The following is a 22,218-nucleotide window of genomic DNA, read 5'->3' on the forward strand; positions in this document are numbered from 1 at the left end:
GCGCCAAGGCACGCGCCGCAGCCAACCGCGGCTAGATCACGCGCCCGCGTTCGATAAGCTAGTTCGTCGCCGCTGCCGCGACGCGCTTCTTCCTCTTGCCCTTGGACTTGTCCGTGGCCGCCGGCGTGTTCTCGTCATAGCCGGCATAGGCTTGATAGTCCCGCGCGGTCGGCTCCGGCACCACGACATTGGCGTCAGTGAAGACGAACTGCGTGGCGGCCGACGGATCGGTGACCTGCACCTGATATTGATGAAGTTGCGAATAGAGCACGTCAGGCCCGTGCTGGACCGCGACGCGGATCGGCATGGTGACGGTGCCGGGCGTAAACAGCGGCCCCGGCACGACCTTGCCGGCGACCGCGATCTTCATCGTCAGTTGGCCGTTTTCGTGTGTGCAGTCGCGCGTCACGTCGGTAATCGAGGCCTGGTAGATGATCTTGGCCGGATCGCGATTGGGATCGACCGGCGCGCCGTCGGGTCCGGTCTGCGCGGCTGCGGCGGCTGCCGCCTCGGCGTCCTCGGTCGCATCGCCCTTCTTTTTCTTCGGCTTGGCGGCCGCACCCTTGGCGTAGGTGTTGAAGAAGGCGGTGCCGTCGCGCAACGTCACCTTCGGGCAGTAGGCGCGCAGCTGGCTGGCAAGCACTTTCGGGTCCTGCGGCGGCGGCGGCGCGGTCGGATCCTTCTTGCCGAAGCCGAAGTTCAGAATGCCGTTGTCGCTCGATTGGCAGCCGGCGGCGGCAAGCATAAAGCCAGCAAGCGCCAGACCCGCGACAAAACGACGGTTGACCGAATTAAACGCCATGAACTGCTCTTCCCTCTCATAAAGCCGGTGACGTATATCAACGCCACGGCAAAAATGCGACTGAGCCGGCTCGGAAAATTAACCAATTTGCCGTGGATGACGCGGCCGGCAGCAATGGGTCTTTTACGATGCAATATGTGAGTACCCGCGGGGATGCGCCCGTGCTTGGATTTTCCGACGCGGTGCTGGCCGGTCTGGCGCGCGACGGCGGGCTTTACGTGCCGCGCGAGTGGCCGCAATTTTCGGCCGCCGACATCCGCGCCATGCGCGGGCTTGCCTATCCGGACCTTGCCATACGCGTCCTGACGCCCTTCCTCGGCGGTGAGATTGCCGCACCCGTCTTCGAGCGGCTGGTGCGCGAGGCCTATGCGACTTTCCGGCACGATGCGGTGTGCCCGCTGGTGCAGACCGACGCCAATAGCTTTGTCCTCGAGCTCTTCCACGGCCCGACGCTCGCCTTCAAGGACGTGGCGATGCAGCTGCTGGCGCGGCTGATGGACCATGTGCTTGCCGAACGGGGCAAACGCGCCACCATCGTCGGCGCCACCTCCGGCGACACCGGCGGTGCGGCAATCGATGCTTTCGCCGGCCGCGACCGCACCGACATCTTCATCCTTTTCCCCAACGGCAAGGTCTCGCCGGTGCAGCAGCGGCAGATGACGACGTCGAGCGCGACGAATGTCCACGCGCTGTCGATCGAAGGCAATTTCGACGATTGCCAGGGCCTGGTGAAGGACATGTTCAACGACCACGCCTTCCGCGACCGTGTGTCGCTGTCGGGCGTCAATTCGATCAACTGGGCCCGCATCATGGCCCAGATCGTCTATTACTTCTCCTCGGCGCTGTCGCTCGGCGCGCCCGAGCGGCCGGTGTCGTTCACCGTGCCGACCGGCAATTTCGGCGACATTTTCGCAGGCTACGCCGCCAAGCGCATGGGGCTGCCGGTCGAGCGGCTGATCATCGCCACCAACGACAACGACATATTGGCGCGCACGTTGTCGAGCGGCGAATATCGCACCAAGGGCGTGTTCGCCACCACTTCGCCGTCGATGGACATCCAGGTGTCGTCGAACTTCGAGCGCCTGCTGTTCGAGGCAGCTAGCCGCGATGCCGCGACGGTCAGGCGCTACATGAACGGGCTGAAGCAGTCCGGCGCCTTCACCATCGAGGCGGGCGAAATGGCGCGCATCCGCGCCGAGTTCGACGCCGGCCGCGCCAGCGTCGACGAGGTCGCCGCAACCATCCGCAAGACGCTTGAAAAAACCAGCTATCTGCTCGATCCGCATACGGCCGCCGCCGTGCATGTGGCGGGCTCTCACGCTTCCGGCACTGTCCCCATGGTGGTGCTCGGCACCGCGCATCCGGCCAAATTCCCGGCAGCGGTCGAGGCTGCCAGCGGCATTTCGCCTGCCCTGCCCGCATGGCTAGGCGGCTTGATGACAGCCGACGAAAAATACACGATACTTCCATCCGAGCTGAAAATGGTGGAAGATTACGTGAGCCGCCACACGCGGGCGGCCCGTTAGGGAGTAGTTGCCATATGGGTGTTGAGGTAAGCCGTCTGTCGAACGGCCTGACAGTCGCCACCGAAACCCTTCCAAGTCTCGAATCCGTTGCCCTTGGTGCCTGGGTAAAGTCGGGCGCCCGCAATGAACGCGATGAAGAGCATGGCATGGCCCATCTGCTCGAGCATATGGCGTTCAAGGGAACGAAGCGGCGCAGCGCCTTCGAGATCGCCTCGGAAATCGAGAATGTCGGCGGCGAGATCAACGCCGCGACCAGCGTCGAAACGACCTCCTACTACGCCAGGGTGCTCTCCGACGACGTGCCGCTAGCCGTCGATATACTGGCCGACATCCTGCAGGAATCGGAATTCGACCCCGAGGAACTGGAGCGCGAGCAGCATGTGATCCTGCAGGAGATCGGCGCCGCGCACGACACGCCCGACGACATCGTCTTCGACCGTTTCACCGAAACCGCCTTCCGCCACCAGACCATCGGCCGCTCGATCCTCGGCACGCCGGAGACGGTCAAATCCTTCACCTCCAGGCAGTTGCACGATTTCATCGAACGGCAGTACGGCGCCGAGCGCATGGTGATCGTGGCCGCCGGTGACATCAAGCACGACAATTTCGTGCGCGAGGTCGAAAAACAGCTCGGCGGCTTCCGCGCCAAGGCCTCCAGCAACATTCCGCAATATGCGCAATATGTCGGCGGCGACTTCCGTGAGGACCGCGACCTGATGGACGCGCAGATCGTGCTCGGCTTCGAAGGCCGCGCCTATCATGTGCGCGACTTCTACGCCTCGCAGGTGCTGTCGATGATCCTCGGGGGCGGCATGTCGTCGCGGCTGTTCCAGGAGGTGCGCGAGAAGCGCGGCCTGTGCTACTCGGTCTATGCCTTCCACTGGGGCTTCTCCGACACCGGCATTTTCGGCGTGCACGCCGCAACCGGGCAGAGCGATATCGCCAAGCTGGTGCCGGTGATCATCGACGAATTGCAGAAGGCGGGCGAAAGCATAAAGCAGGAAGAGCTCGACCGGGCGCGTGCGCAATATCGCGCCGGCCTGATCATGTCGGCCGAGAGCCCGGCCAGCCGCGCGTCGCAGATCGCCCGGCAGTTGCTTCTGTTCGGCCGGCCGATCGCCAAGGAGGAATTGATGGAGCGGCTGGCGGCGCTGACGGTCGAGCGGCTGACCGACCTCTCGTCGCGGCTGTTTTCGACCAAGCCGACGCTCACCGCCGTCGGACCCGTGGGAACGCTGGCGCCCTATGAGGCGATCCTCGATTCGCTTGCGGGTCCGCAGACGACGGCCCGCAAGCTCGCCGTCTAAACTTCGTCACGCGCCATGTTCGCGCTCCCTTTCTTTCGCCGCGACCTGCCGGCACTGAAGGGCGAAAAGGTCACGCTGCGCGTGCCGCTGACCAACGACTACCGCGAATGGTCGACGCTGCGCGGCGAAAGCCGCGCCTTCCTGGAGCCATGGGAGCCGCGCTGGCAACCGGACGAGCTCGACCGCACCGCCTGGCGGCTGCGCATCGGCCGCTACCGCGAGGACTATGCGCAAGGCACGGCCATCGCCTTCTTCATCTTCGAGAAGTCGAGCGGCAAGCTGGCCGGCGGCATCACGCTCGGCAACATCCGCCACGGCGTCGCGCAAAGCGGCCATATCGGCTACTGGATCGGCGAGCGCTTCGGCGGCCGCGGCCTGATGACCGACGCGGTCAAGCTGGTGTCGCGTTTTGCCTTCGATACGCTGAGGTTGCACCGGATCGAGGCTGCCTGTATTCCCGACAACGCCCGATCGATCCGCGTGCTTGAAAAAGCCGGATTCCGGCGCGAAGGACTTTTGCGATCCTACCTCAGGATCAACGGCGTCTGGCAGGATCACTACCTCTACGCCCGGATCGCGGACGATCCGCCGGGTGATGGAACGAAGGGCTGATATGTGACGAATTTTTCGCGAATCGCGTCGCTGTTCGCCCTCATCCTTGCGGTCGTCGTCACGCTTTCATCGGCCGCGCCGGCGCTTGCCGTCGAGCCGATCAAGATCGCCCGCGACGACAAGGCGCTCGACCTTTCGGGCGCCGTCGAGATCTACCGGAACCAGGGCGAGAATTTCCAGGTCTCGACCGCGCCCGGGCCCGACGGCATCGTGCGACGCATCGAGGTCGAGGCCAATGACGCGCGTTCGACCGGCGACTGGGCGGTGTTCGCGCTCGCCAACAGCACCGACCAGCAGCTCGACCGGCTGATCGTCGCGCCGCATTTCCGCCTGGTGAATTCCGGCATCTTCTGGCCGGATCTCGGCTCGACCCGCATCGCCGCGATCACGCCCAGCGAAGGCTTCGCGCTCGACCGCCAGACCAGCCCGGACGCCGACGTTTTCCGGGTGACGCTGAACCCCGGAACGGTCGTCACCTTCATCGCCGAGCTTGCCTCGCCGAAGCTGCCGCAGGTCTATCTTTGGGATCCGGAATCCTACAAGGACTCGGTCAATTCCTACACGCTGTTTCGCGGCATCGTCATCGGCATCGCCGGGCTTCTGGCGCTGTTCCTGACGATCCTGTTCGTGGTCAAGGGAACCTCCATGTTCCCGGCCACCGCCGCGCTCGCCTGGGCGGTGCTTGCTTATATCTGCGTCGATTTCGGCTTTCTCAACAAGGTCATCGAGATCTCGCCCGGCAACGAGCAGATGTGGCGTGCCGGCACCGAGGTGGCTTTGGCCGCAACCTTCGTGGTGTTCCTGTTCGCCTATCTCAACCTCAACCGATGGCACGGCCATTTCAGCTATGGCGCCCTGGTCTGGATCCTCGGGCTGCTCTTGATTGCCGGTGTGGCCATCGTCGATCCGGCGGTGGCCGCCGGCATCGCCCGCATCTCGTTCGCCGCCACCGCGCTCGCCGGCCTCGGCCTCATCATCTTCCTCGGTATTCGCGGCTATGACCGCGCCATCATGCTGGTGCCGAGTTGGGTCATGGTGCTCCTATGGCTATGCGGGTCGTGGATGGCGATCACCGGCATGCTGGACAACGACATCGCCCAGCCGGCGCTGGGCGGCGGCCTGATCCTGATCATCCTTTTGATCGGCTTCACCGTCATGCAGCACGCCTTTGCCGGCGGCGCGCTGCATCAGGGCCTGTTCTCGGACCTCGAGCGCCAGGCGCTCGCCGTTGCCGGGTCGGGCGATATCGTGTGGGACTGGGACGTGCTGCGCGACCGCGTGGTGACCAAGCCCGACATCAGCCTGCAGCTCGGCCTTGCCCCCAACAGCCTGTCGGGCGCGGCGCGCAACTGGCTGCCGGTGCTACATGCCGACGACCGCGACACCTTCCGCACCACGCTCGACGTGGTGCTTGAGCACCGGCGAGGCCGAGTGGCACAGAACTTCCGCCTGCGCGGCGCCGACGGCCACTATCATTGGTTCTCGCTGCGCGCACGGCCAGTGATCGGATCGGACGGCGAAGTGATCCGCTGCGTCGGCACCATGGTCGATGTGACCGAGCAGAAGAAGTCCGAGGAGAGGCTGCTGCACGACGCCGTGCACGACAACCTCACCGGCCTGCCGAACCGCGAGCTGTTCATGAACCGGCTGGAGGCGATCATCTCGATCGCCCGCACCGAGGACAAGGTGCGCCCGACCGTCTTCGTCATCGACATCGACCGCTTCAAGCAGGTCAATGACGGTCTCGGCATCTCGGCCGGCGACACCATTCTGCTCACCATCGCGCGCCGGCTGCACCGTTTGCTCAAGCCCAAGGATTCGCTGTCGCGCTTTGCCGGCGACCAGTTCGCGCTGATGCTGCTTTCCGAGCAGGATCCGGCCCGCATCGCCGCAATGGCCGACGCGATCAAGCACGCGATCAACAACCCAATCACCTTCGCCAAGCGCGAGATCGTGCTCACCGCCTCGATCGGCCTGATCACCTGGACGACGGCGCAGACCTCGTCCGAAGACATGGTCAAGGACGCCGAGCTTGCGATGCACCAGGCCAAGCGCTTCGGCGGTGACAGGATCGAGCCGTTCCGGCCGGCCTTCCGCACCGTCGGCACCGACCGGCTGCAGTTCGAATCCGACCTTCGCCGCGCCATCGAGCGACGCGAATTCACCCTTGCCTACCAGCCGATCGTGCGGCTGGAGGACGGCAGCGTCGCCGGCTTCGAGGCGCTGCTGCGCTGGGATCACCCGCGGCGCGGCATGATCCCGCCGGGGGATTTCATCCCGGTGGCCGAAAATTGCGGGCTGATCGTGCAGCTCGGCCTCTTCGCCATGCAGCAGGCGGCCGAGGACCTGGCGGCCTGGCAGAAGCAGATCGGCGACGCGCCGCTGTCGGTCTCGGTCAATCTCTCCAGCCGGCAGCTCATCCGCCGCGATCTCGTCAGCGATGTCCGCTCGGTCATCGCGCGCGCCAATCTCAAGCCGCGCTGCTTCCGGCTCGAGCTCACCGAATCCCTAGTGATGGACAACCCAGAGCAGACCGCGCATGTGCTGAGCAAGCTGAAGCAGCTCGGCATCGGGCTATCGCTCGACGATTTCGGCACCGGCTATTCGTCGCTCTCCTATCTGACGCGCTTCCCCTTCGACACGATCAAGATCGACAAGAGCTTCGTCGACGATGCCACACCGAAGCGGGCGGTGCTGCTCAAATCCATGGTCAACATGGCGCATGAGCTCGGCCTGTCGGTCGTCGCCGAAGGCATCTCCGACGAAAGCGACGCGCTGGAGCTGCGGCAGATGGGCTGCGAATATGTCCAGAGCTTCATGTTCGGCGCGCCGATGCCCGGCGATCAGGTGCTGAAGACGCTGAGGGAACAGTACCCGCTGACGCAGGCTTAGGTTGGCGTAGCGCATCAGCGCTTACAGACTGGCGGAGGCCCTACCAACCTCGTCATCCTAGGGCGAAGCAGGAGCGTAGCTCCGTCGCGGAGACCCTCGGATCCATGCCGTAACCTCAATGAAGGGTGCAGCGGAGCAGAATTCTGCACCGTCGCAGCGCTCCGGAGTAACGGCATGGATCCTATGGTCTGCGCCGCGTCGCTTCGCTCCTTGCTCCGCCATAGGATGACGAGGGTGACCGGCGGCTCGGCCAATCTCCAATGTTTGCGACGACGCCACGGGACCGCAGCCATGACGCGGCGCCTAAGCGTGTCCGGCGGCGGCGCTGAGGTGGGCCAGGTCGATGCCGATCGAGGCTAGGATGCGGTCGTATTTGCGCTCGATGTCTGCGTCGAACAAAAGCTCGGTCGTGGCCGGGCAGGTCAGCCAGCCATTCTCGGCGATCTCGCTTTCAAGCTGGCCGGCACCCCAGCCGGAATAGCCGAGCGCCATCAGCGCGTGCCGCGGTCCGCGGCCCGTCGAGATGGCACGCAAGATGTCGACCGTAGCGGTCAGGCAAATGTCGTCGGAGACGCTGAGCGAGGATTCCACGCGATAGTCGCCGGAATGCAGCACGAAGCCGCGGCTGCGATCGACCGGCCCGCCATTGCGCACGACGAAGTCGCGGGCATGCGCCGGCAGGCGGATCGCCTCCTGCTCGTTCATGATGCCGAGCTGCACCAGAAGGTCCGGGAACAGCATCTGCTGCGTCTGGTTGATGATCAGGCCCATCGCGCCCTCGTCGCTGTGGGCGCAGATATAGATGACCGAGCGCGTGAAACGGTCGTCCTTCATGCCGGGCATGGCAATCAGGAACTGATCGTCGAGAAAGCCGCGCCGGGCCCTCTTCTTGTGGCGTAATAGGTCCATGAGGCTGAGCGTAACGCGTTTCCGCCGCGCCGAAAAGATGGTGAGGCTGCCGGATGTCACGCAAATATGATACCGGCTGGAACATGAAATCATTGCGCGGCCAAGAACGGGCGATCAAATCACCGCCATGCGATACCTGAACATTGTGGCGCTCGGCGCCGTTATCGGCCTGGGTACAGGCCTGCCTGCCGAGGCATCGTCCTCGGCCTGGTACAACAGCGAAGGCGGCAGAGTGCGGCTGGTGACCAGCGGCAAGCCGGACGAGGCGGGCAAGATCCACGGCGTGCTCGACATCGCGCTGAAGCCCGGCTGGAAAACCTATTGGCGCGACCCCGGCGACGCCGGCGTGCCGCCGCAGCTCGATATCTCGGCCAGCACCAACATCGCCGACGCAAGGCTGTCGTTTCCGCCGCCGCAGCGCCACGACGACGGCTACGGCAAATGGGCCGGCTACGACCGCCCGGTGTCGCTGCCGGTGACCTTCACGCTGTCGGCGCCCGACCAGCCGGCGACCATCGATGCCAACGCCTTCCTCGGCATATGCGAGACGATCTGCATTCCGGTGCAGACGCGGCTCAGCGTCGATCCGGCTTCCGATCCGGACAACGCCACGGACGCGGCGCTGGTGAAAACGGCGCTTGCAACGCTTCCCTCGCCCGCGCGGCCGGATTTCGGCGTCCGCGTGCTGCCCGGCGACCACGAAACCCTTGTCGTCGAGGCGCATTCGCCAGGCGATCCGAATTCCGTCGATTTCTTCATCGCCGGCGAGCGCGACTACATGTTCGGCGCGCCGGTGCGGAGCGAGAAGGACGGCAAGGTCGTCTTCATCGTGCCGATCCTCGACCGGCCGTCGGCGACGCCCACGGATGGCGGGCTCTACTACACGCTGACCAGCGCCGAGGGTTCGGTCGACGGGGTGCTGCCTTTCCCTTGATCCAGGCTCGCTCGGTGGTTGCGGAAAGCAGCTCGGTCCGATACGCACTGATCCTTCCAATCTCGCTAGCGAGGAACCCATGACCATTTCGGTTGGCGAAAAACTGCCCGAGGCGACATTCAAGATCATGACCGCCGACGGCGCGAAGCCGATCACAGGCGCCGAAATCTTTGCCGGAAAGAAGGTCGTGCTGTTCGGCGTGCCAGGCGCCTTCACGCCGACCTGCAGCAACAACCACCTGCCGGGCTACCTCGAGAACCACGACGCCATCCTGGCGCGCGGCGTCGACACCATCGCGGTCGTCTCGGTCAATGACGTCCATGTCATGGGCGCCTGGGCGCGCTTCACCGGCGGCGAAGGCAAGATCCTCTTTCTGGCCGACGGCAGCGGCGATTTCGCCAAATCGGTCGGGCTCGACAACGACCTCTCCGCAAACGGCATGGGGCTGCGCTCGAAGCGCTTTTCGATGATCGTCGACGACGGCAAGGTCGTGGCGCTCAATGTCGAAACCAAGCCGGGCGTCGACGAGAGCGGCGCGGCCAAGATCCTCGAGCAGCTCTGATGCTCGATATCGTCTGGCGCCGTCGCGATCGGCATCGGCGCCACGGTCTTCATGGACGTCTGGGCGATTGTCCTCAACAAGGCATTCGGCCTGCCGCGGCCGAACTGGGGCCTGGTCGGCCGCTGGGTCCGGCATCTGCCCGAAAAAGTGTTCCACGACGATATCGGCCAGGCCGCGCCCTATCCGCATGAAAAGGCGCTGGGCTGGGCGTTCCACTATCTCGTCGGCATCCTTTACGGCGTCATCCTGGTCGTGCTCGCGGGCGCCGGTTGGCTCGCCGCGCCGACCTTCCTGCCGGCCTTCATCCTCGGCATCGTCACCGTCGGCGCCGGCTGGTTCCTGCTGGCGCCCGGGATGGGTGCAGGGTGGGCTGCATCGAAACTGCCCAACCCGATGCTGGTCCGCATGCTCAATCTGGTGTCGCACACGGTATTCGCGCTCGGCCTGTTCTCCACGGCGCTGATGATCCGCTGAATTCTCGAGTGGTTAACTGCTGTGCTGTGGCGCCGGCCTGTCGATCGGCCGCCATCCGTGGACGATGCGTCGCGCGCCGATATCGTATGCGAAGTAGTTGCCGCCACCGGCCGGTTGATCAGCTTCGCGGCTGATTTCCCGTCCGCTTAGATGGAGCAGCAAAAGCGTTCCCACTCCTCCGTGGCCGACGAAGGCGATGTCCTGGGTGTCGTCGACGCCGAGCACAGCGTCGACCTCGCTCGCGATACGAGTTTGGGCATCAACGGCTCGCTCCCATCCGCGAACACTGTCGTGTGGATTGGCGAAGAACTGGTCGGCAACCACCTCGAATTCGTGCGACGGCAGGAAACCCGTTGCCGATCGGTCATTCTCGTGCATGCGTTCCCTCACCTCGACGGTAAGACGGAGACGCTTTGCGAGGATTTCGGCGGTTTCGATCGCCTTGCGCTCACCCGACGAGACGATGCGCCGGATCGACCCGATCCAGGGCTGATCGAGCATCGCAAATGCTCTGGCTCTGCCGATGTCGGACAGCCCCCACTCCCGCACCGGGATGCTGGCATCGATCTGAACCTGGGGATGCGTGATGTAGTAGGCGATCGGCACGACAGAACTCCTCCGGTCAGAGAGCTGCGGAGATCAATAGCTCTGGGTCGAGCGGCGAGCCTTTGCGACCGACGGCTGCTTTGCACGCGCCACTGGCTGCGAAGCCGCTGCAGGCTTGACCGGCCCTTTCTTGAACGGCGCCATGCCTTGCCGCGCCAGTTCGTCGGCGCGCTCGTTCTCGGGGTGGCCTGCATGGCCCTTCACCCAGTGCCAGATAACCTTGTGGCGCCGGTTGGCATCGTCGAGCGCCTGCCAGAGCTCGCCGTTCTTGACGGGCTTCTTGTCGCCGGTCTTCCAGCCGTTCTTCTTCCAGCCATGGATCCATTTGGAGATGCCGTCCATGACGTATTTGCTGTCGGTGTAGAGGTCGACCGTGCAGGGCTCCTTCAGCGCATTGAGCGCCGTGATGGCGGCAAGCAGTTCCATGCGGTTGTTGGTGGTCTCCGCCTCGCCGCCCGACAGTTCCTTGGTGACGCCGTTGTAGCGCAGCACCGCGCCCCAGCCGCCGGGCCCGGGATTGCCGGAGCAGGCGCCATCGGTGAAGATCTCGATCTCTTTGCTCATGTCAGCCCGTATTCGGAAGGAGACTTGATCGCGCGGTGGAAGCGCATGCGGCGTATATATTCGGTCGGATCGCGCTTCATCACCAGCCCGCCATTGGGAATGGTCAGCCAGTCGTAGAGCCTGGTCAGCATGAAGCGCAGCGCCGAGCCGCGCGCCAGCATCGGCAGCGCCGCCTTTTCCTCGCTCTGCAACGGCCGCACCGACTGGTAGCCGGCAAGCAGCGCCGTGCCCTTGGTGAGGTTGAAGGAAAAATCCTTCTCGAAGCACCACGCGTTGAGGCAAGTGGCGACATCGTAGGCGTAGAGGTCGTCGCAGGCGAAATAGAAGTCGATCAGGCCCGAGAGCTTCTCGCCGAGGAAGAAGACATTGTCCGGGAAGAGATCGGCATGGATGATGCCTTGCGGCAGACCGGCCGGCCAGTTGCGCTCGAAGTCGAGGAAGTCGGCGTCGACCTCGGCCGCCAGCCCCGGCTCGACCTCGTCGGCGCGGTCGCGCGATGCGGCCCAGAGCCTGCGCCAGCCATCGATGGCAAGCGCGTTCGGCCGCTTCATCGGAAAATCCCGGCCGGCCAGATGGAGCGCGGCCAGAGCCTTGCCGACCTCGGCGCAATGCGCTGCGGTCGGGCGCCTGAGCGAGAGGCCCTCGAGGAAGGTGATGATGACGGCGGGGCGGCCGGCGAGCGTGCCGATGACGGTGCCGTCATGCGCGGTGACCGGAAGCGGGCAGGAAATGCCTTTTCGCGCCAGATGGCCCATCAGGCCGAGAAAAAAGGGCAGATCGGCCTTGTCGACGCGCTTCTCGTAGAGCGTCAGGATGTAGGACCCTGTGGAGGCGTGGACGAGAAAATTCGAGTTCTCGGTGCCCTCGGCGATGCCCTTGTAGGACAAGAGCTCGCCCACCGGATAGGCTTTCAAGAACGTGCTGAGCTCGTTTTCGTTGACGTCGGTGTAGACAGCCATTTGGGTTCACGCGGCTCCGTTGACGAAGGCCATGTCGGCCGCCGTCAGTTCGACATCGCGCAACACCCGCATCACCGGAAAATCCTCCGTTTCGGTGGCCGTGATGGCCAGATCGATGGTGACGTCGAAGCGCCGCCGGAACGCGTCGATGATCTCGTCGACGATGATTTCCGGCGCCGAGGCGCCGGCCGACAGGCCGAGCGTCGAAATCTCGCCGATCTCATCCCACGGAATTTCGGAAGCCCGCTGCACGAGAAGCGACATCGCGGCGCCGGCGCGTTCCGCCACTTCGACGAGACGCCGCGAGTTGGACGAGTTGGGCGCGCCGACGACGAGGAAGAGGTCGGCGCCGGCTGCCGTTTCCTTCACCGCCTCCTGCCGGTTGGTGGTGGCATAGCAGATCGATTCGGCCGCCGGCGCATGAAGTTCGGGGAAGCGCTGCTCAAGCGCCCGGATGATGCCGGCAGTGTCCTCGACCGACAATGTCGTCTGGGTGACGAAGCCAAGCGCCGCCGGGTCCGCCGGCACGAAGGTTGCTGCGTCCGCCTCGGTCTCGATCAGGGTGACGGCGCCTTCCGCCAGTTGGCCCATCGTGCCGATCACCTCCGGGTGGCCGGCATGGCCGATCAACAGCACGTGGCGGCCGAGCCGCTGGTGGCGCATCGCCTGCTTGTGCACCTTCGACACCAGCGGGCAGGTGGCGTCGAGATAGAAGAGGTTGCGCGCCTCGGCGTCGGCCGGCACCGATTTCGGCACGCCATGCGCGGAAAAGACGACCGGTGACCGCCGATGCTCGGGCGGGATCTCGGATAGTTCCTCGATAAACACGGCGCCCAGGCTCTGCAGCCCCTCGACCACATAGCGGTTGTGCACGATCTCGTGGCGGACATAGACCGGCGCACCGTATTTCTTCAGCGCCAGCACGACGATCTGGATGGCGCGGTCGACGCCGGCGCAGAAGCCGCGCGGCTGGCAGAGCCTGATGGTCAGCGGTGGCTTTTTCTCAATCATGAAACGGGCCGGTTCAGTCGGAAAGCTGGAGGCGAAATGAGACGTGCACCCCTGCCCTGTCAAGAGCGGCGGCGTTCACCCTTCTTTCGCCGTGCGGCGGAGCCTGAGGATGAGCACGGCGGCAAGGGCGGCGGCAAGGCCGTACCAGGTGACGGCATATTGCAGATGGTTGTTCGGCAGATCGATGATGGTGACGCCGCCGACCGGCAGGCCGCCGGCATTCGGCGTCTTGTCGGCGTCGATGAAGAACGGCACCAGCACGGCGCCGGCAGGCAGGCCCGCGCTCGAGGCCATGACGTCGCGGTCCTTCCAGTAGAAGATGTTCTTGGCGACATCATTGTCGGGCAGCATCATCGAGGGTTTTTCCGGCAGCGGATTGCGGGCGAGCCCGGTCACCGTCACCTTGCCGGCGACCTCGCCCTGCCGGCGCCTGGCCGGGTCCTTGAGATCGTAGGGAACGAAGCCGCGGTTGACGAGCACGAAACGGCCGTCGTCGAGCTGCAGGGGCGTGTAGACGTTGAAGCCGGTATCGCCTTCCCAGGTCGAGAAGAAATGCCGCTCGCCCTGGTGCAGGAAAGTACCGGTCACCGTCACCGGCGTGTAGTCGACATCGTGGGTGGCGGCGAACTCTCTCTCGACATCGGCCAGTGGCAGCGGCGCCGCATGGGTGCGCCGGTCGATGGTCTCGAGCAGGCCCTCCTTCCAGTGAAGGCGCTGGACCTGCCAGGTGCCGAGACCGAGGAGAATGGCGAACAGGACAAGGCCGAGCCCAAGCAGCAATGCATTGCGCGGCCGCGAACGGCCGGCAGCCGAACTGGTCGCTTCGCTCATTGGCCCGAGTCCAGCCTGCCTTCCGCGGCCTTCTTCGAATATTGCAGGGTGATCAGCACGCCCTTGATGAGGCGCAATGCCGTCAGGCACAGCACCAGCGCCAGCGGTATCCACAAGATGAAATGCAGCCAGAGCGGCGGGCTGAGCGTCACTTCCATCCACAGCGCCAGGCCGACGACGATGAAGCCGATGATCAGGATGACGAAGACAGCCGGGCCGTCGCCGGCATCGGCGAAGGAATAGTCGAGGCCGCAATTGTAGCAGCGCTTGCCGACGGTGAGGAAGCCGGAGAACAGCTTGCCCTCGCCGCAGCGCGGGCAGCGGCCGTGCAGTCCGGCCGAAACCGGGTCGATGGGGGGCCAGATCGCCCTGTCTTCGATCGCCCTGTCTTCAGTCGCCTTGTCTTCAATCGCCTTGTCTTCGCTCATGTCCGCACCGTAGACCCTTTCGCTCAAAAAGATAAGGCGGCCACGTCGCCGCAGCCGCCTTATTGGGATTCCGAAAGCCGTTGATTTTAATGGGCTTCGATCATCGCGCCGTTCGAGGCCCAGACATAGATCGCGCTGAACAGGAACAGCCAGACCACGTCGACGAAGTGCCAGTACCAGGCGGCCGCCTCGAACCCGAAATGCTGCTTCGGGGTGAAGTCGCCGCGCATCGCGCGCACCAGGCAGACGAGCAGGAAGATGGTACCGATGATGACGTGGAAGCCGTGGAAGCCGGTCGCCATGAAGAAGGTGGCGCCGTAGATCGAATCCTTGAAGCCGAAGGGGGCGTGCATGTACTCGTAGGCCTGCACCATGGTGAACAGCATGCCGAGGCCGACGGTCAGCACCAGGCCGTTGATCAGGCCCTTGCGGTCGCCATGAATGAGCGAGTGGTGCGCCCAGGTCACCGTCGTGCCCGACAGGAGCAGGATGATGGTGTTATAGAGCGGCAGGTGGAAGGGGTCGAGAACCTCCAGGCCCTTCGGCGGCCAGACGCCGCCGGTGAAGGTGGCGCGGGCATATTGCGCCACCTCGCCGGGGAACAGGCTGGCGTCGAAGAAGGCCCAGAACCAGGCGACGAAGAACATCACCTCGGAGGCGATGAACATGATCATGCCGTAGCGCAGGTGCAGCGACACGACACGCGTGTGGTGGCCCTCATGCGCTTCCTTGATGGTGTCCGACCACCAGGCGAACATCGTGTAGAGCACGATGATCAGGCCGATGAAGAACAGCCACGGATTGGCGATGTTGTGGCCGAAGATCGGGAAGTTGCCCGCCTTCAGATACTGCATCAGGCAGACGCCGCCGATGGCCGTGACCAGCGCGCCGATCGAGCCCAGGAAAGGCCAGGGGCTCGGATTGACGAGATGGTAGTCGTGGTTCGGTTTTGCGTGCGCGTCTGCCATATCAACCCCCGAGGCTTGCTTCGGAATCTGGAACTTTGTTGCTGCTGCCAGCGGCCGGCGCGGACGATGCGACCGGCTGTTTCTTTTCGACCGGGAACATCGTGTAGGACAGGGTGATGGTCTTCAAGTCCTTCAGTTCCGGCACGTTGACGATGTCTGGATCGACATAGAACACGACCGGCATGTCCAGCGTCTCGCCGGGCTTCAGCGTCGTGTCGGTGAAGCAGAAGCACTCCACCTTGTTGAAATAGGCGCCTGCCATTTCCGGCTGCACGTTGAAGGAGGCGCGGCCGGTGATGGGGCGATCGAAATTGTTGGTCGCGCTGTAATGCGCCTGTGTGGTCTCGCCGATCTTGATCGTCACCGAGCGGGCGACGGGCTCGAACTGCCACGGAATGCCATTGGTGTTGGCGTCGAAGCGGATGGTGATGTCACGATCGAGCACGCGGCCGGCATATTGCTTCTCGGCGCGCTGCGTCGTGCCGCCATAGCCGGTGGCCTGACAGAACATCTTGTAGAGCGGCACCGCCGCGTAGGCCATGCCGACCATTCCGGTGAAGAAGGCAAGGCAGACCGCCACGACGATGCGGTTGCTGTTCTTGCCGATGGGTCTGATCTCGCCGCTCATCGCCGCCTTACATCAAATTCGTCGGCATGAGGCCGGAAGCGTTGTGGCCGAACTTCACCAGGGTCGCGACGTAGAAGATGATGACGAGCGCGGCCAGCGCCACGCCGATAGCGACGGAGCGGTTGCGCCGCGCCTTCTGCTGGCGTTCGGTCAAGGTGACCAGTTCGAGGTTCTTGTCGGCCACGGTCATGCTCCCCCCGTCATGAGGGCGCGCCCGACCACGCTGTCGACGAGATAGGCGGCGAAGACGGCGAAGAGATAGAGCAGCGAATAGCCGAACAGCGCCTTGGCCGGCTTCATCGCGCGGTCGCCGTCGCTCATGCCCAGCACCTTCCAGGCATACCAGACGAAGCCCGCGCCCAGCGCGGCGGAGACGGCGCCATAGGCAGCGGTGGTGTAGCCGAGGACCCAGGGCAGCACACCAACCGGCGCGAGGATCAGCGCATAGGCAAATATCTGACGGCGGGTCGAGGCTTGACCGGCGACGTTCGGCATCATCGGGATGCCGGCGCGGGCGTAATCATCGGACTTGAACAAAGCCAGCGCCCAGAAATGCGGCGGCGTCCAGAGGAAGATGATGAGGAACAGGATCAGACTTTCGAGGCTGACCGATCCGGTCACGGCCGCCCAGCCGATCACCGGCGGAATGGCGCCGGCGGCGCCACCGATGACAATGTTCTGCGGCGTCCAGCGCTTCAGCCACATCGTGTAGATGACGGCGTAGAAGAAGATGGTGAAGGCAAGAAGCGCCGCAGACAGCCAGTTGACCAGCACGCCAAGCGTCATCACCGACAGAACGGAGAGCACCAGGCCGAAGCTCAGCGCCTCGCCGGGCGTGACGCGGCCGGCTGGCACCGGACGGCCGGCGGTCCTGGTCATTACCGCATCGATGTCGGCGTCGTACCACATGTTGAGCGCGCCCGAGGCGCCAGCACCGATGGCGATTGCCAGGATGGCAATCACCGCAAGCAGCGGATTGATGGCGACGGGCGCGGCGACCATGCCGACAAAGGCCGTGAAGACGACCAGCGACATGACGCGCGGCTTCAGGAGGGCGAAGAAATCGCCCGCGGTCGCTTCCGACATGTGAAAGCCCGCTTTCTCCATCAATCTGTCGTCGGCAAGGGCCATGCGTACTTAACGTCCATCATTCCGTTGGCCAAGACCGCCGGCTCACCGGCGGCCTCGCATGCATCGCTGCTTACTTGATCTTCGGCAACTGTTCCCACTGGTGGAACGGCGGCGGCGAAGGCAGCTGCCATTCGAGCGTGGTGGCACCCTCGCCCCACGGATTGGCGCCGGCGACGCGCTTCTTCTGGAACGCCTCGAACACACCGTAGAGGAAAATCGCCACGCCGACGGCCGCGATGTAGGAGCCGTAGGACGAGACCATATTCCAGCCGGCGAACGCATCCGGATAGTCGACGGTGCGGCGCGGCATGCCGGCGAGACCGAGGAAGTGCTGAGGGAAGAAAATCAGGTTGACGCCGATGAAGGTGACCCAGAAGTGGGTGTTGGCGATCACCGGCGAATACATGTAGCCGGTCATCTTCGGGAACCAGTAGTACCAGCCGGCGAAGATGGCGAACACCGCGCCCAGCGACAGCACGTAGTGGAAGTGGGCGATCACGAAATAGGTGTCGTGCAGCGAGCGGTCGAGACCGGCATTGGCCAGCTGAACGCCGGTGACGCCGCCGATCGTGAACAGGAAGATGAAGCCCAGCGCCCACAGCATCGGCGGCTTGAAGGAGATCGAGCCGCCCCACATCGTGGCGATCCAGGAGAAGATCTTCACGCCGGTCGGCACCGCGATGACCATGGTGGCGAACACGAAATAGCGCTGCGTGTCGAGCGACAGGCCGGTTGTGTACATGTGGTGCGCCCAGACAATGAAGCCGACGGCGCCGATCGCGACCATGGCGTAGGCCATGCCGAGATAGCCGAAGACGGGCTTCTTCGAGAAGGTCGAGACGATGTGGCTGATAATGCCGAAGCCCGGCAGGATCAGGATGTACACCTCGGGGTGGCCGAAGAACCAGAACAGGTGCTGGAAGAGCAGCGGATCACCGCCATTGTCAGGCACGAAGAAGGATGTGCCGAAGTTGCGGTCGGTGAGCAGCATGGTGATGCCACCAGCCAGAACCGGCAGCGACAAGAGCAGCAGGAAGGCCGTGATCAGCACCGCCCAGGCGAACAGCGGCATCTTGTGCATGGTCATGCCGGGCGCGCGCATGTTGAAGATGGTGGTGATGAAGTTGATCGCGCCGAGGATCGACGAAGCGCCGGCGATATGGATCGACAGAATCGCGAGGTCCATCGCCGGGCCAGGCTGGCCGGAGGTCGAGAGCGGCGGATAGATCGTCCAGCCGCCGCCGACGCCGAATGCGCCGGGCGCGCTCGGCACGAACATCGAGCCGAGCAGCAGCAGGAAGGCCGGCGGCAGCAGCCAGAAGGAGATGTTGTTCATGCGCGGGAAGGCCATGTCCGGCGCGCCGATCATGATCGGCACCATCCAGTTGGCGAAGCCGCCGATCAGGGCCGGCATCACCATGAAGAAGATCATGATCAGGCCGTGCGCGGCGCCGAAGGCATTGTACATGCTCTTGCCGCCGTCGATGGCGGCGTCGCCCTGCATGCCGTAGACCATCTGAGCCAGACCGCTGAATATCTGGATACCCGGCTCCTGCAGCTCCATGCGGATGGCGACCGAGAGCGCGCCGCCGATAACGCCGGCGATGATCGCGAAGATCAGATAGAGCGTGCCGATGTCCTTGTGGTTGGTCGAGTACACCCAGCGGACCCAGCCATGCGGCCTGTGGTCGTGGTGGTCGTGAGCTGCAGCCTCTGCCATATTCCGCTCCGTTCCCTAAATCTTGCTAACCCGCGGCGTCAGTTGCCGGCGGCCGCTACCTTGTTGGTACCATCGATCGCGGCCATCAGCGCCTTGTTGGCGGCCGGCACGTCGGTCTTGGCCGTCTCCATCCAGGTCTTGAACTGCGCGTCGGACACGACGCGAACCGCGATCGGCATGTAGGCGTGATCCTTGCCGCAGAGCTGCGAGCACTGGCCGTAATAGAGGCCTTCCTTCTCCGCCTTGAACCAGGTCTCGTTGGTGCGGCCGGGCACGGCGTCCATCTTGATGCCGAAGGACGGCACGGCGAAGGAGTGGATGACGTCGGTGGCGGTGATCAGCACGCGGGTCATGGTGTTGACCGGCACCACCAGCTCGTTGTCGACGGCGAGCAGGCGCGGATAAAGGTTGCGGTCTTCCTTGCCGGCCTTGGCGCGGTCAGCGTCCTGGAGAACGGCCGAGTTGAAGGAGAAGCTCTTGTCGATCTGGTATTCGTAGTCCCAGTTCCATTGGTTGCCGGTCGCCTTGACGGTGAGCTTGGCTTCTTCCGGCGGCGTGTACTGCGCGGTGAGCAGCTGGAAGGATGGGATAGCGATGAGCAGCAGCACGATCACCGGTCCGACCGTCCAGATCACCTCGATCAGCGTGTTGTGGCTGGTCCTGGAAGGAACCGGGTTCACGCTGGCGCGGAACCTCAGGACACAAACGGCAAGCAGCGCCAGCACCAGGACTGTGATCGGGACGACGAACCACATCGTGTAGTTCCCGAACCACTCGATCTGCCGCATCATTTCGGTCGCGGGCGCCTGGAAGGCAGTCTCCCAAGGCTGCGGCTGATCCGCATAGGCGGGCACGCCGGAGAGGAGCGCGCCAGCACCCGCGGCACCTGCCAGAAGCCTGGCGCTTGCCATGAATTTTCTCATCGCCCTCTCGTCTCCCACTTCCTGCAATCGGATCGCACCAATAACGAACGACGCCGGGATTGGGAATCCCGGTCTGTCCCTAGCTGGTTCAAACCATACTCTAATTCCCTCCGCAAGGAAGGAGCGGGCGAAACCGTGCGGCATTTTTGCGCGCAACCTAAAGGGCATCCCCGGCCATCGGGGCGGTGCACGCCGGGTGGTCGCAATTCGGGCGAATTTGCTCTGGAAAAGCGCGTAATTGCCGGTATCTGGGCGGGCCGGCGATGGTCTCGTCCTTTACTTGGCCTTGGCGCAGCTTAAAGTGCCCTGATTCGCAATGGAGCCGTCATGACTTCCTGGCTTTCGAGACCCTTGGCGAAGGTCGTCTTCCTTGCCGCCTTGCTTGGCGCCGGCCTGACCGGCGTGGCGAGCGCCGCGCCACCTCAGACCGCCGCGCCGCCCAGCGGCACTGTCAAGTCGACGCATGGAGCGTGGTCGATCATCTGCGACACGCCGGCCGGCGCGACCTCCGAGCAATGCGTGATGATGCAGAACGTCGTCGCCGAGGATCGTCCGGAAATGGGGCTTTCGGTGGTGGTGCTGCGCACCGCCGACAACAAGGCCGAGATCCTGCGGGTGCTGGCGCCGCTCGGCGTGCTCTTGCCCAATGGGCTTGGCCTCAATGTCGACGGCAAGGACATCGGCCGCGCCTATTTCGTGCGCTGCTTCCAGGACGGCTGCTATGCGGAAGTGATCCTCGAGAAGCCGCTGCTCGACACGCTGAAGAGCGGCACCTCGGCCACTTTCATCGTGTTCCAGACGCCGGAGGAAGGCATCGGCATTCCCGTCGATCTGAAGGGATTCGCCGAAGGCTTCGCCGCCCTGCCCTGAGCCCGGCGTTGCAATGCGGTCGTCAAGTCGGCCCGCGGCGATGACGATCCCGTGTAAACGGTGGCGATTGTCTTGACCTGTCTTCGCCCCTACATCGGGGGAAGACGAAACCGCCAGCGGACAGCCCTGCCATGAACAGCCTGATCGGCCAATTCGACATTTCCGACGACCGCGTCAAAGAGATCGTCGCCGACACCATCAAGAGCGCCGACGACGGCGAACTATTCCTCGAATACAGCGAGAGCGAAGCGCTGATGTTCGACAACGGCCGGCTGAAGACGGCCAATTTCAACACCGACCAGGGTTTTGGCTTGCGCGCCGTCGCAGGCGAAGCCAGCGGCTATGCCCATTCCAGCGATCTTTCCGAAGCCTCGCTGCTGCGCGCGGCCGATGCCGTCTCGGCGGTCAAGGGCGGTTACTCCGGTACGCTCGCCGCGGCGCCCGCCCGCACCAATCGCCACCTCTATGGCGACGAGAACCCCATCCCCTCGCCCAGTTTCGAGGCAAAGGCCAAGCTGTTGCAGGAGATCGACGCCTGGCTGCGCGCCGCCGATCCGCGCGTACGCCAGGTGACGGCTTCGCTCGCGGCCTCCTGGCAGCATGTCGAGATCGTGCGCGGCGATGGCCAGATCGTTCGCGACATCCGGCCGCTGGTCAGGATCAACGTCTCGGTGGTGGTCGGCGACGGCGACCGGCAGGAGAGCGGCTCCTACGGCATGGGCGGCCGCAAGAGCTTTGGCGAGTTCCTTACCGAGGAGAGTTGGAAGCATGCCGCGCGCGAGGCGCTGAGGCAGGCGCTGGTCAATCTCGAGGCCGTTCCGGCGCCCGCAGGCACGTTCGACATCGTGCTTTCCAGCGGCTGGCCGGGCGTGATGCTGCACGAGGCGGTCGGCCATGGGCTGGAAGGCGACTTCAACCGCAAGAAGACCTCGGCCTTCGCCGGCCTTATGGGTAGCCAAGTCGCGGCAAAGGGCGTCACCGTGGTCGATGACGGCACGATCGCCGAGCGGCGCGGTTCGCTCACCGTCGACGACGAAGGCACACCTTCGGCGCGCAACGTGCTGATCGAGGACGGCAGACTGGTCGGCTATATGCAGGACCGCCAGAACGCCCGGCTGATGGGCATGAAGGCGACGGGCAACGGCCGGCGCGAGGGCTACGCGCATCAGCCGATGCCGCGCATGACCAACACCTACATGACCGCGGGCGACATGCCGCCGGAAGACATCATCGCCTCGGTCAAGAACGGCATCTATGCCGTTTCCTTCGGCGGCGGCCAGGTCGACATCACGTCCGGCAAGTTCGTGTTCGGCTGCACCGAGGCCTACATGATCGAGGACGGCAAGGTGACGCAGCCGATCAAGGGCGCGATGCTGATCGGCAACGGGCCCGACGCCATGCATCGCGTCGCCATGATCGGCAACGACATGAAGCTCGACAATGGCATCGGCATGTGCGGCAAGGCCGGACAGGGCGTGCCCGTCGGCGTCGGCCAGCCGCATCTGAGGATGAACCAGATGACGGTGGGCGGCACCAGGATTTGAGGCATGGGGGCCGTTTG

Annotated in this window: 22 protein-coding genes and 1 pseudogene; 9 read left to right on the top strand and 14 right to left on the bottom strand. The window is 64.4% G+C overall.

Annotated elements, in window-relative coordinates:
- Positions 1-58 precede the first annotated feature (58 nt).
- Positions 59-802, bottom strand: coding sequence for a hypothetical protein (locus RFM40_RS23220; RefSeq protein ID WP_320220168.1), 744 nt, complete (start codon positions 800-802; stop codon positions 59-61).
- A 128-nt stretch (positions 803-930) separates the two neighbouring features.
- Between RFM40_RS23220 and thrC the strand changes: the two genes are divergently transcribed.
- From thrC to RFM40_RS23240, 4 genes are read left to right on the top strand one after another with little or no spacing between them, the layout of a single operon-like run.
- On the top strand, positions 931-2,328 hold the full coding sequence (gene thrC, locus RFM40_RS23225; RefSeq protein WP_320278281.1) for a threonine synthase: 1,398 nt from the start codon (positions 931-933) through the stop codon (positions 2,326-2,328).
- Between the two features lie 14 nt (positions 2,329-2,342).
- The gene (locus tag RFM40_RS23230) at positions 2,343-3,635 is read left to right on the top strand and encodes a M16 family metallopeptidase (RefSeq protein WP_320278282.1); all 1,293 of its coding nucleotides are present in this window, start codon (positions 2,343-2,345) and stop codon (positions 3,633-3,635) included.
- Positions 3,636-3,650: 15 nt separating this feature from the next.
- Positions 3,651-4,247, top strand: coding sequence for a GNAT family N-acetyltransferase (locus RFM40_RS23235; RefSeq protein WP_320272905.1), 597 nt, complete (start codon positions 3,651-3,653; stop codon positions 4,245-4,247).
- Between the two features lie 3 nt (positions 4,248-4,250).
- The gene (locus RFM40_RS23240) at positions 4,251-7,139 is read left to right on the top strand and encodes an EAL domain-containing protein (RefSeq protein WP_320278283.1); all 2,889 of its coding nucleotides are present in this window, start codon (positions 4,251-4,253) and stop codon (positions 7,137-7,139) included.
- Between the two features lie 303 nt (positions 7,140-7,442).
- On the opposite strand, the gene RFM40_RS23245 is transcribed toward RFM40_RS23240, so the two are convergent.
- On the bottom strand, positions 7,443-8,048 hold the full coding sequence (locus tag RFM40_RS23245) for a YqgE/AlgH family protein (protein ID WP_320224438.1): 606 nt from the start codon (positions 8,046-8,048) through the stop codon (positions 7,443-7,445).
- A gap of 127 nt (positions 8,049-8,175) precedes the next feature.
- Between RFM40_RS23245 and RFM40_RS23250 the strand changes: the two genes are divergently transcribed.
- The 3 genes and pseudogenes from RFM40_RS23250 to RFM40_RS23260 all read left to right on the top strand — a co-directional run bounded on the left by RFM40_RS23250 (position 8,176) and on the right by RFM40_RS23260 (position 10,018).
- Positions 8,176-8,982 carry a protein-disulfide reductase DsbD domain-containing protein gene (locus RFM40_RS23250; RefSeq protein ID WP_320278284.1) on the top strand — a complete coding sequence of 269 codons (807 nt, stop codon included), beginning with the start codon at positions 8,176-8,178 and terminating at the stop codon, positions 8,980-8,982.
- A gap of 79 nt (positions 8,983-9,061) precedes the next feature.
- Complete coding sequence (locus RFM40_RS23255) at positions 9,062-9,544, top strand: peroxiredoxin (RefSeq protein WP_320272903.1); 483 nt, start codon at positions 9,062-9,064, stop codon at positions 9,542-9,544.
- Positions 9,544-10,018: pseudogene (locus RFM40_RS23260) on the top strand (DUF2938 domain-containing protein). Before RFM40_RS23255 ends, RFM40_RS23260 begins: the two are co-directional and overlap by 1 nt.
- A gap of 12 nt (positions 10,019-10,030) precedes the next feature.
- Here the strand turns inward: RFM40_RS23260 and RFM40_RS23265 are convergent.
- The 12 genes from RFM40_RS23265 to coxB form a co-directional block, all read right to left on the bottom strand.
- Positions 10,031-10,624 (bottom strand): histidine phosphatase family protein, encoded by a 594-nt coding sequence (locus RFM40_RS23265; protein WP_320278285.1) that lies wholly within the window; start codon positions 10,622-10,624, stop codon positions 10,031-10,033.
- A gap of 33 nt (positions 10,625-10,657) precedes the next feature.
- Positions 10,658-11,188, bottom strand: a complete 531-nt coding sequence (gene rnhA / locus RFM40_RS23270) for a ribonuclease HI (protein WP_320278286.1) — start codon at positions 11,186-11,188, stop codon at positions 10,658-10,660.
- Positions 11,185-12,147, bottom strand: a complete 963-nt coding sequence (locus RFM40_RS23275; protein ID WP_320224123.1) for a homoserine kinase — start codon at positions 12,145-12,147, stop codon at positions 11,185-11,187. Before RFM40_RS23275 ends, rnhA begins: the two co-directional genes overlap by 4 nt.
- A 6-nt stretch (positions 12,148-12,153) precedes the next feature.
- The gene (ispH, locus tag RFM40_RS23280) at positions 12,154-13,158 is read right to left on the bottom strand and encodes a 4-hydroxy-3-methylbut-2-enyl diphosphate reductase (protein WP_320278287.1); all 1,005 of its coding nucleotides are present in this window, start codon (positions 13,156-13,158) and stop codon (positions 12,154-12,156) included.
- Positions 13,159-13,233: 75 nt separating this feature from the next.
- On the bottom strand, positions 13,234-13,989 hold the full coding sequence (locus tag RFM40_RS23285; protein WP_320278288.1) for an SURF1 family protein: 756 nt from the start codon (positions 13,987-13,989) through the stop codon (positions 13,234-13,236).
- The gene (locus tag RFM40_RS23290; RefSeq protein WP_320278289.1) at positions 13,986-14,417 is read right to left on the bottom strand and encodes a DUF983 domain-containing protein; all 432 of its coding nucleotides are present in this window, start codon (positions 14,415-14,417) and stop codon (positions 13,986-13,988) included. Before RFM40_RS23290 ends, RFM40_RS23285 begins: the two co-directional genes overlap by 4 nt.
- Before the next feature lie 86 nt (positions 14,418-14,503).
- Positions 14,504-15,385 (bottom strand): cytochrome c oxidase subunit 3, encoded by an 882-nt coding sequence (locus RFM40_RS23295; protein WP_320278290.1) that lies wholly within the window; start codon positions 15,383-15,385, stop codon positions 14,504-14,506.
- A 1-nt stretch (position 15,386) separates the two neighbouring features.
- The gene (locus RFM40_RS23300) at positions 15,387-16,013 is read right to left on the bottom strand and encodes a cytochrome c oxidase assembly protein (RefSeq protein WP_320278291.1); all 627 of its coding nucleotides are present in this window, start codon (positions 16,011-16,013) and stop codon (positions 15,387-15,389) included.
- 7 nt (positions 16,014-16,020) lie between these two features.
- Positions 16,021-16,203, bottom strand: coding sequence for a hypothetical protein (locus RFM40_RS23305; RefSeq protein ID WP_320224128.1), 183 nt, complete (start codon positions 16,201-16,203; stop codon positions 16,021-16,023).
- Positions 16,200-17,144: a heme o synthase gene (locus tag RFM40_RS23310; RefSeq protein WP_320278292.1), complete on the bottom strand. Its 945-nt coding sequence runs from the start codon at positions 17,142-17,144 to the stop codon at positions 16,200-16,202. Before RFM40_RS23310 ends, RFM40_RS23305 begins: the two co-directional genes overlap by 4 nt.
- Before the next feature lie 70 nt (positions 17,145-17,214).
- Positions 17,215-18,864 (bottom strand): cytochrome c oxidase subunit I, encoded by a 1,650-nt coding sequence (ctaD, locus tag RFM40_RS23315; RefSeq protein WP_320278293.1) that lies wholly within the window; start codon positions 18,862-18,864, stop codon positions 17,215-17,217.
- A 38-nt stretch (positions 18,865-18,902) separates the two neighbouring features.
- The gene (gene coxB / locus RFM40_RS23320) at positions 18,903-19,787 is read right to left on the bottom strand and encodes a cytochrome c oxidase subunit II (protein ID WP_320224131.1); all 885 of its coding nucleotides are present in this window, start codon (positions 19,785-19,787) and stop codon (positions 18,903-18,905) included.
- A 327-nt stretch (positions 19,788-20,114) separates the two neighbouring features.
- Between coxB and RFM40_RS23325 the strand changes: the two genes are divergently transcribed.
- Together RFM40_RS23325 and tldD are read left to right on the top strand one after the other, a co-directional pair.
- Positions 20,115-20,657, top strand: a complete 543-nt coding sequence (locus RFM40_RS23325; RefSeq protein WP_126101453.1) for an invasion associated locus B family protein — start codon at positions 20,115-20,117, stop codon at positions 20,655-20,657.
- Positions 20,658-20,788: 131 nt separating this feature from the next.
- On the top strand, positions 20,789-22,201 hold the full coding sequence (tldD, locus tag RFM40_RS23330) for a metalloprotease TldD (RefSeq protein ID WP_320278294.1): 1,413 nt from the start codon (positions 20,789-20,791) through the stop codon (positions 22,199-22,201).
- Positions 22,202-22,218 lie beyond the last annotated feature (17 nt).

Source organism: Mesorhizobium captivum (assembly GCF_033977165.1).
Taxonomy (GTDB): Bacteria; Pseudomonadota; Alphaproteobacteria; order Rhizobiales; family Rhizobiaceae; genus Mesorhizobium; species Mesorhizobium captivum.

Excerpts from the sequence above, each read along its gene's own strand:
- RFM40_RS23325 (WP_126101453.1), top strand. The coding sequence starts at position 20,115 with ATGACTTCCTGGCTTTCGAGACCCTTGGCGAAGGTCGTCTTCCTTGCC.
- RFM40_RS23230 (WP_320278282.1), top strand. The coding sequence starts at position 2,343 with ATGGGTGTTGAGGTAAGCCGTCTGTCGAACGGCCTGACAGTCGCCACC.
- thrC (WP_320278281.1), top strand. The coding sequence starts at position 931 with ATGCAATATGTGAGTACCCGCGGGGATGCGCCCGTGCTTGGATTTTCC.
- RFM40_RS23290 (WP_320278289.1), bottom strand. The coding sequence starts at position 14,417 with ATGAGCGAAGACAAGGCGATTGAAGACAAGGCGACTGAAGACAGGGCG.
- ctaD (WP_320278293.1), bottom strand. The coding sequence starts at position 18,864 with ATGGCAGAGGCTGCAGCTCACGACCACCACGACCACAGGCCGCATGGC.
- coxB (WP_320224131.1), bottom strand. The coding sequence starts at position 19,787 with ATGAGAAAATTCATGGCAAGCGCCAGGCTTCTGGCAGGTGCCGCGGGT.
- RFM40_RS23305 (WP_320224128.1), bottom strand. The coding sequence starts at position 16,203 with ATGACCGTGGCCGACAAGAACCTCGAACTGGTCACCTTGACCGAACGC.
- RFM40_RS23310 (WP_320278292.1), bottom strand. The coding sequence starts at position 17,144 with ATGGCCCTTGCCGACGACAGATTGATGGAGAAAGCGGGCTTTCACATG.
- RFM40_RS23300 (WP_320278291.1), bottom strand. The coding sequence starts at position 16,013 with ATGAGCGGCGAGATCAGACCCATCGGCAAGAACAGCAACCGCATCGTC.
- RFM40_RS23295 (WP_320278290.1), bottom strand. The coding sequence starts at position 15,385 with ATGGCAGACGCGCACGCAAAACCGAACCACGACTACCATCTCGTCAAT.
- RFM40_RS23285 (WP_320278288.1), bottom strand. The coding sequence starts at position 13,989 with ATGAGCGAAGCGACCAGTTCGGCTGCCGGCCGTTCGCGGCCGCGCAAT.
- RFM40_RS23220 (WP_320220168.1), bottom strand. The coding sequence starts at position 802 with ATGGCGTTTAATTCGGTCAACCGTCGTTTTGTCGCGGGTCTGGCGCTT.
- RFM40_RS23250 (WP_320278284.1), top strand. The coding sequence starts at position 8,176 with ATGCGATACCTGAACATTGTGGCGCTCGGCGCCGTTATCGGCCTGGGT.
- tldD (WP_320278294.1), top strand. The coding sequence starts at position 20,789 with ATGAACAGCCTGATCGGCCAATTCGACATTTCCGACGACCGCGTCAAA.
- rnhA (WP_320278286.1), bottom strand. The coding sequence starts at position 11,188 with ATGAGCAAAGAGATCGAGATCTTCACCGATGGCGCCTGCTCCGGCAAT.
- RFM40_RS23255 (WP_320272903.1), top strand. The coding sequence starts at position 9,062 with ATGACCATTTCGGTTGGCGAAAAACTGCCCGAGGCGACATTCAAGATC.
- RFM40_RS23235 (WP_320272905.1), top strand. The coding sequence starts at position 3,651 with ATGTTCGCGCTCCCTTTCTTTCGCCGCGACCTGCCGGCACTGAAGGGC.
- RFM40_RS23245 (WP_320224438.1), bottom strand. The coding sequence starts at position 8,048 with ATGGACCTATTACGCCACAAGAAGAGGGCCCGGCGCGGCTTTCTCGAC.
- RFM40_RS23275 (WP_320224123.1), bottom strand. The coding sequence starts at position 12,147 with ATGGCTGTCTACACCGACGTCAACGAAAACGAGCTCAGCACGTTCTTG.
- ispH (WP_320278287.1), bottom strand. The coding sequence starts at position 13,158 with ATGATTGAGAAAAAGCCACCGCTGACCATCAGGCTCTGCCAGCCGCGC.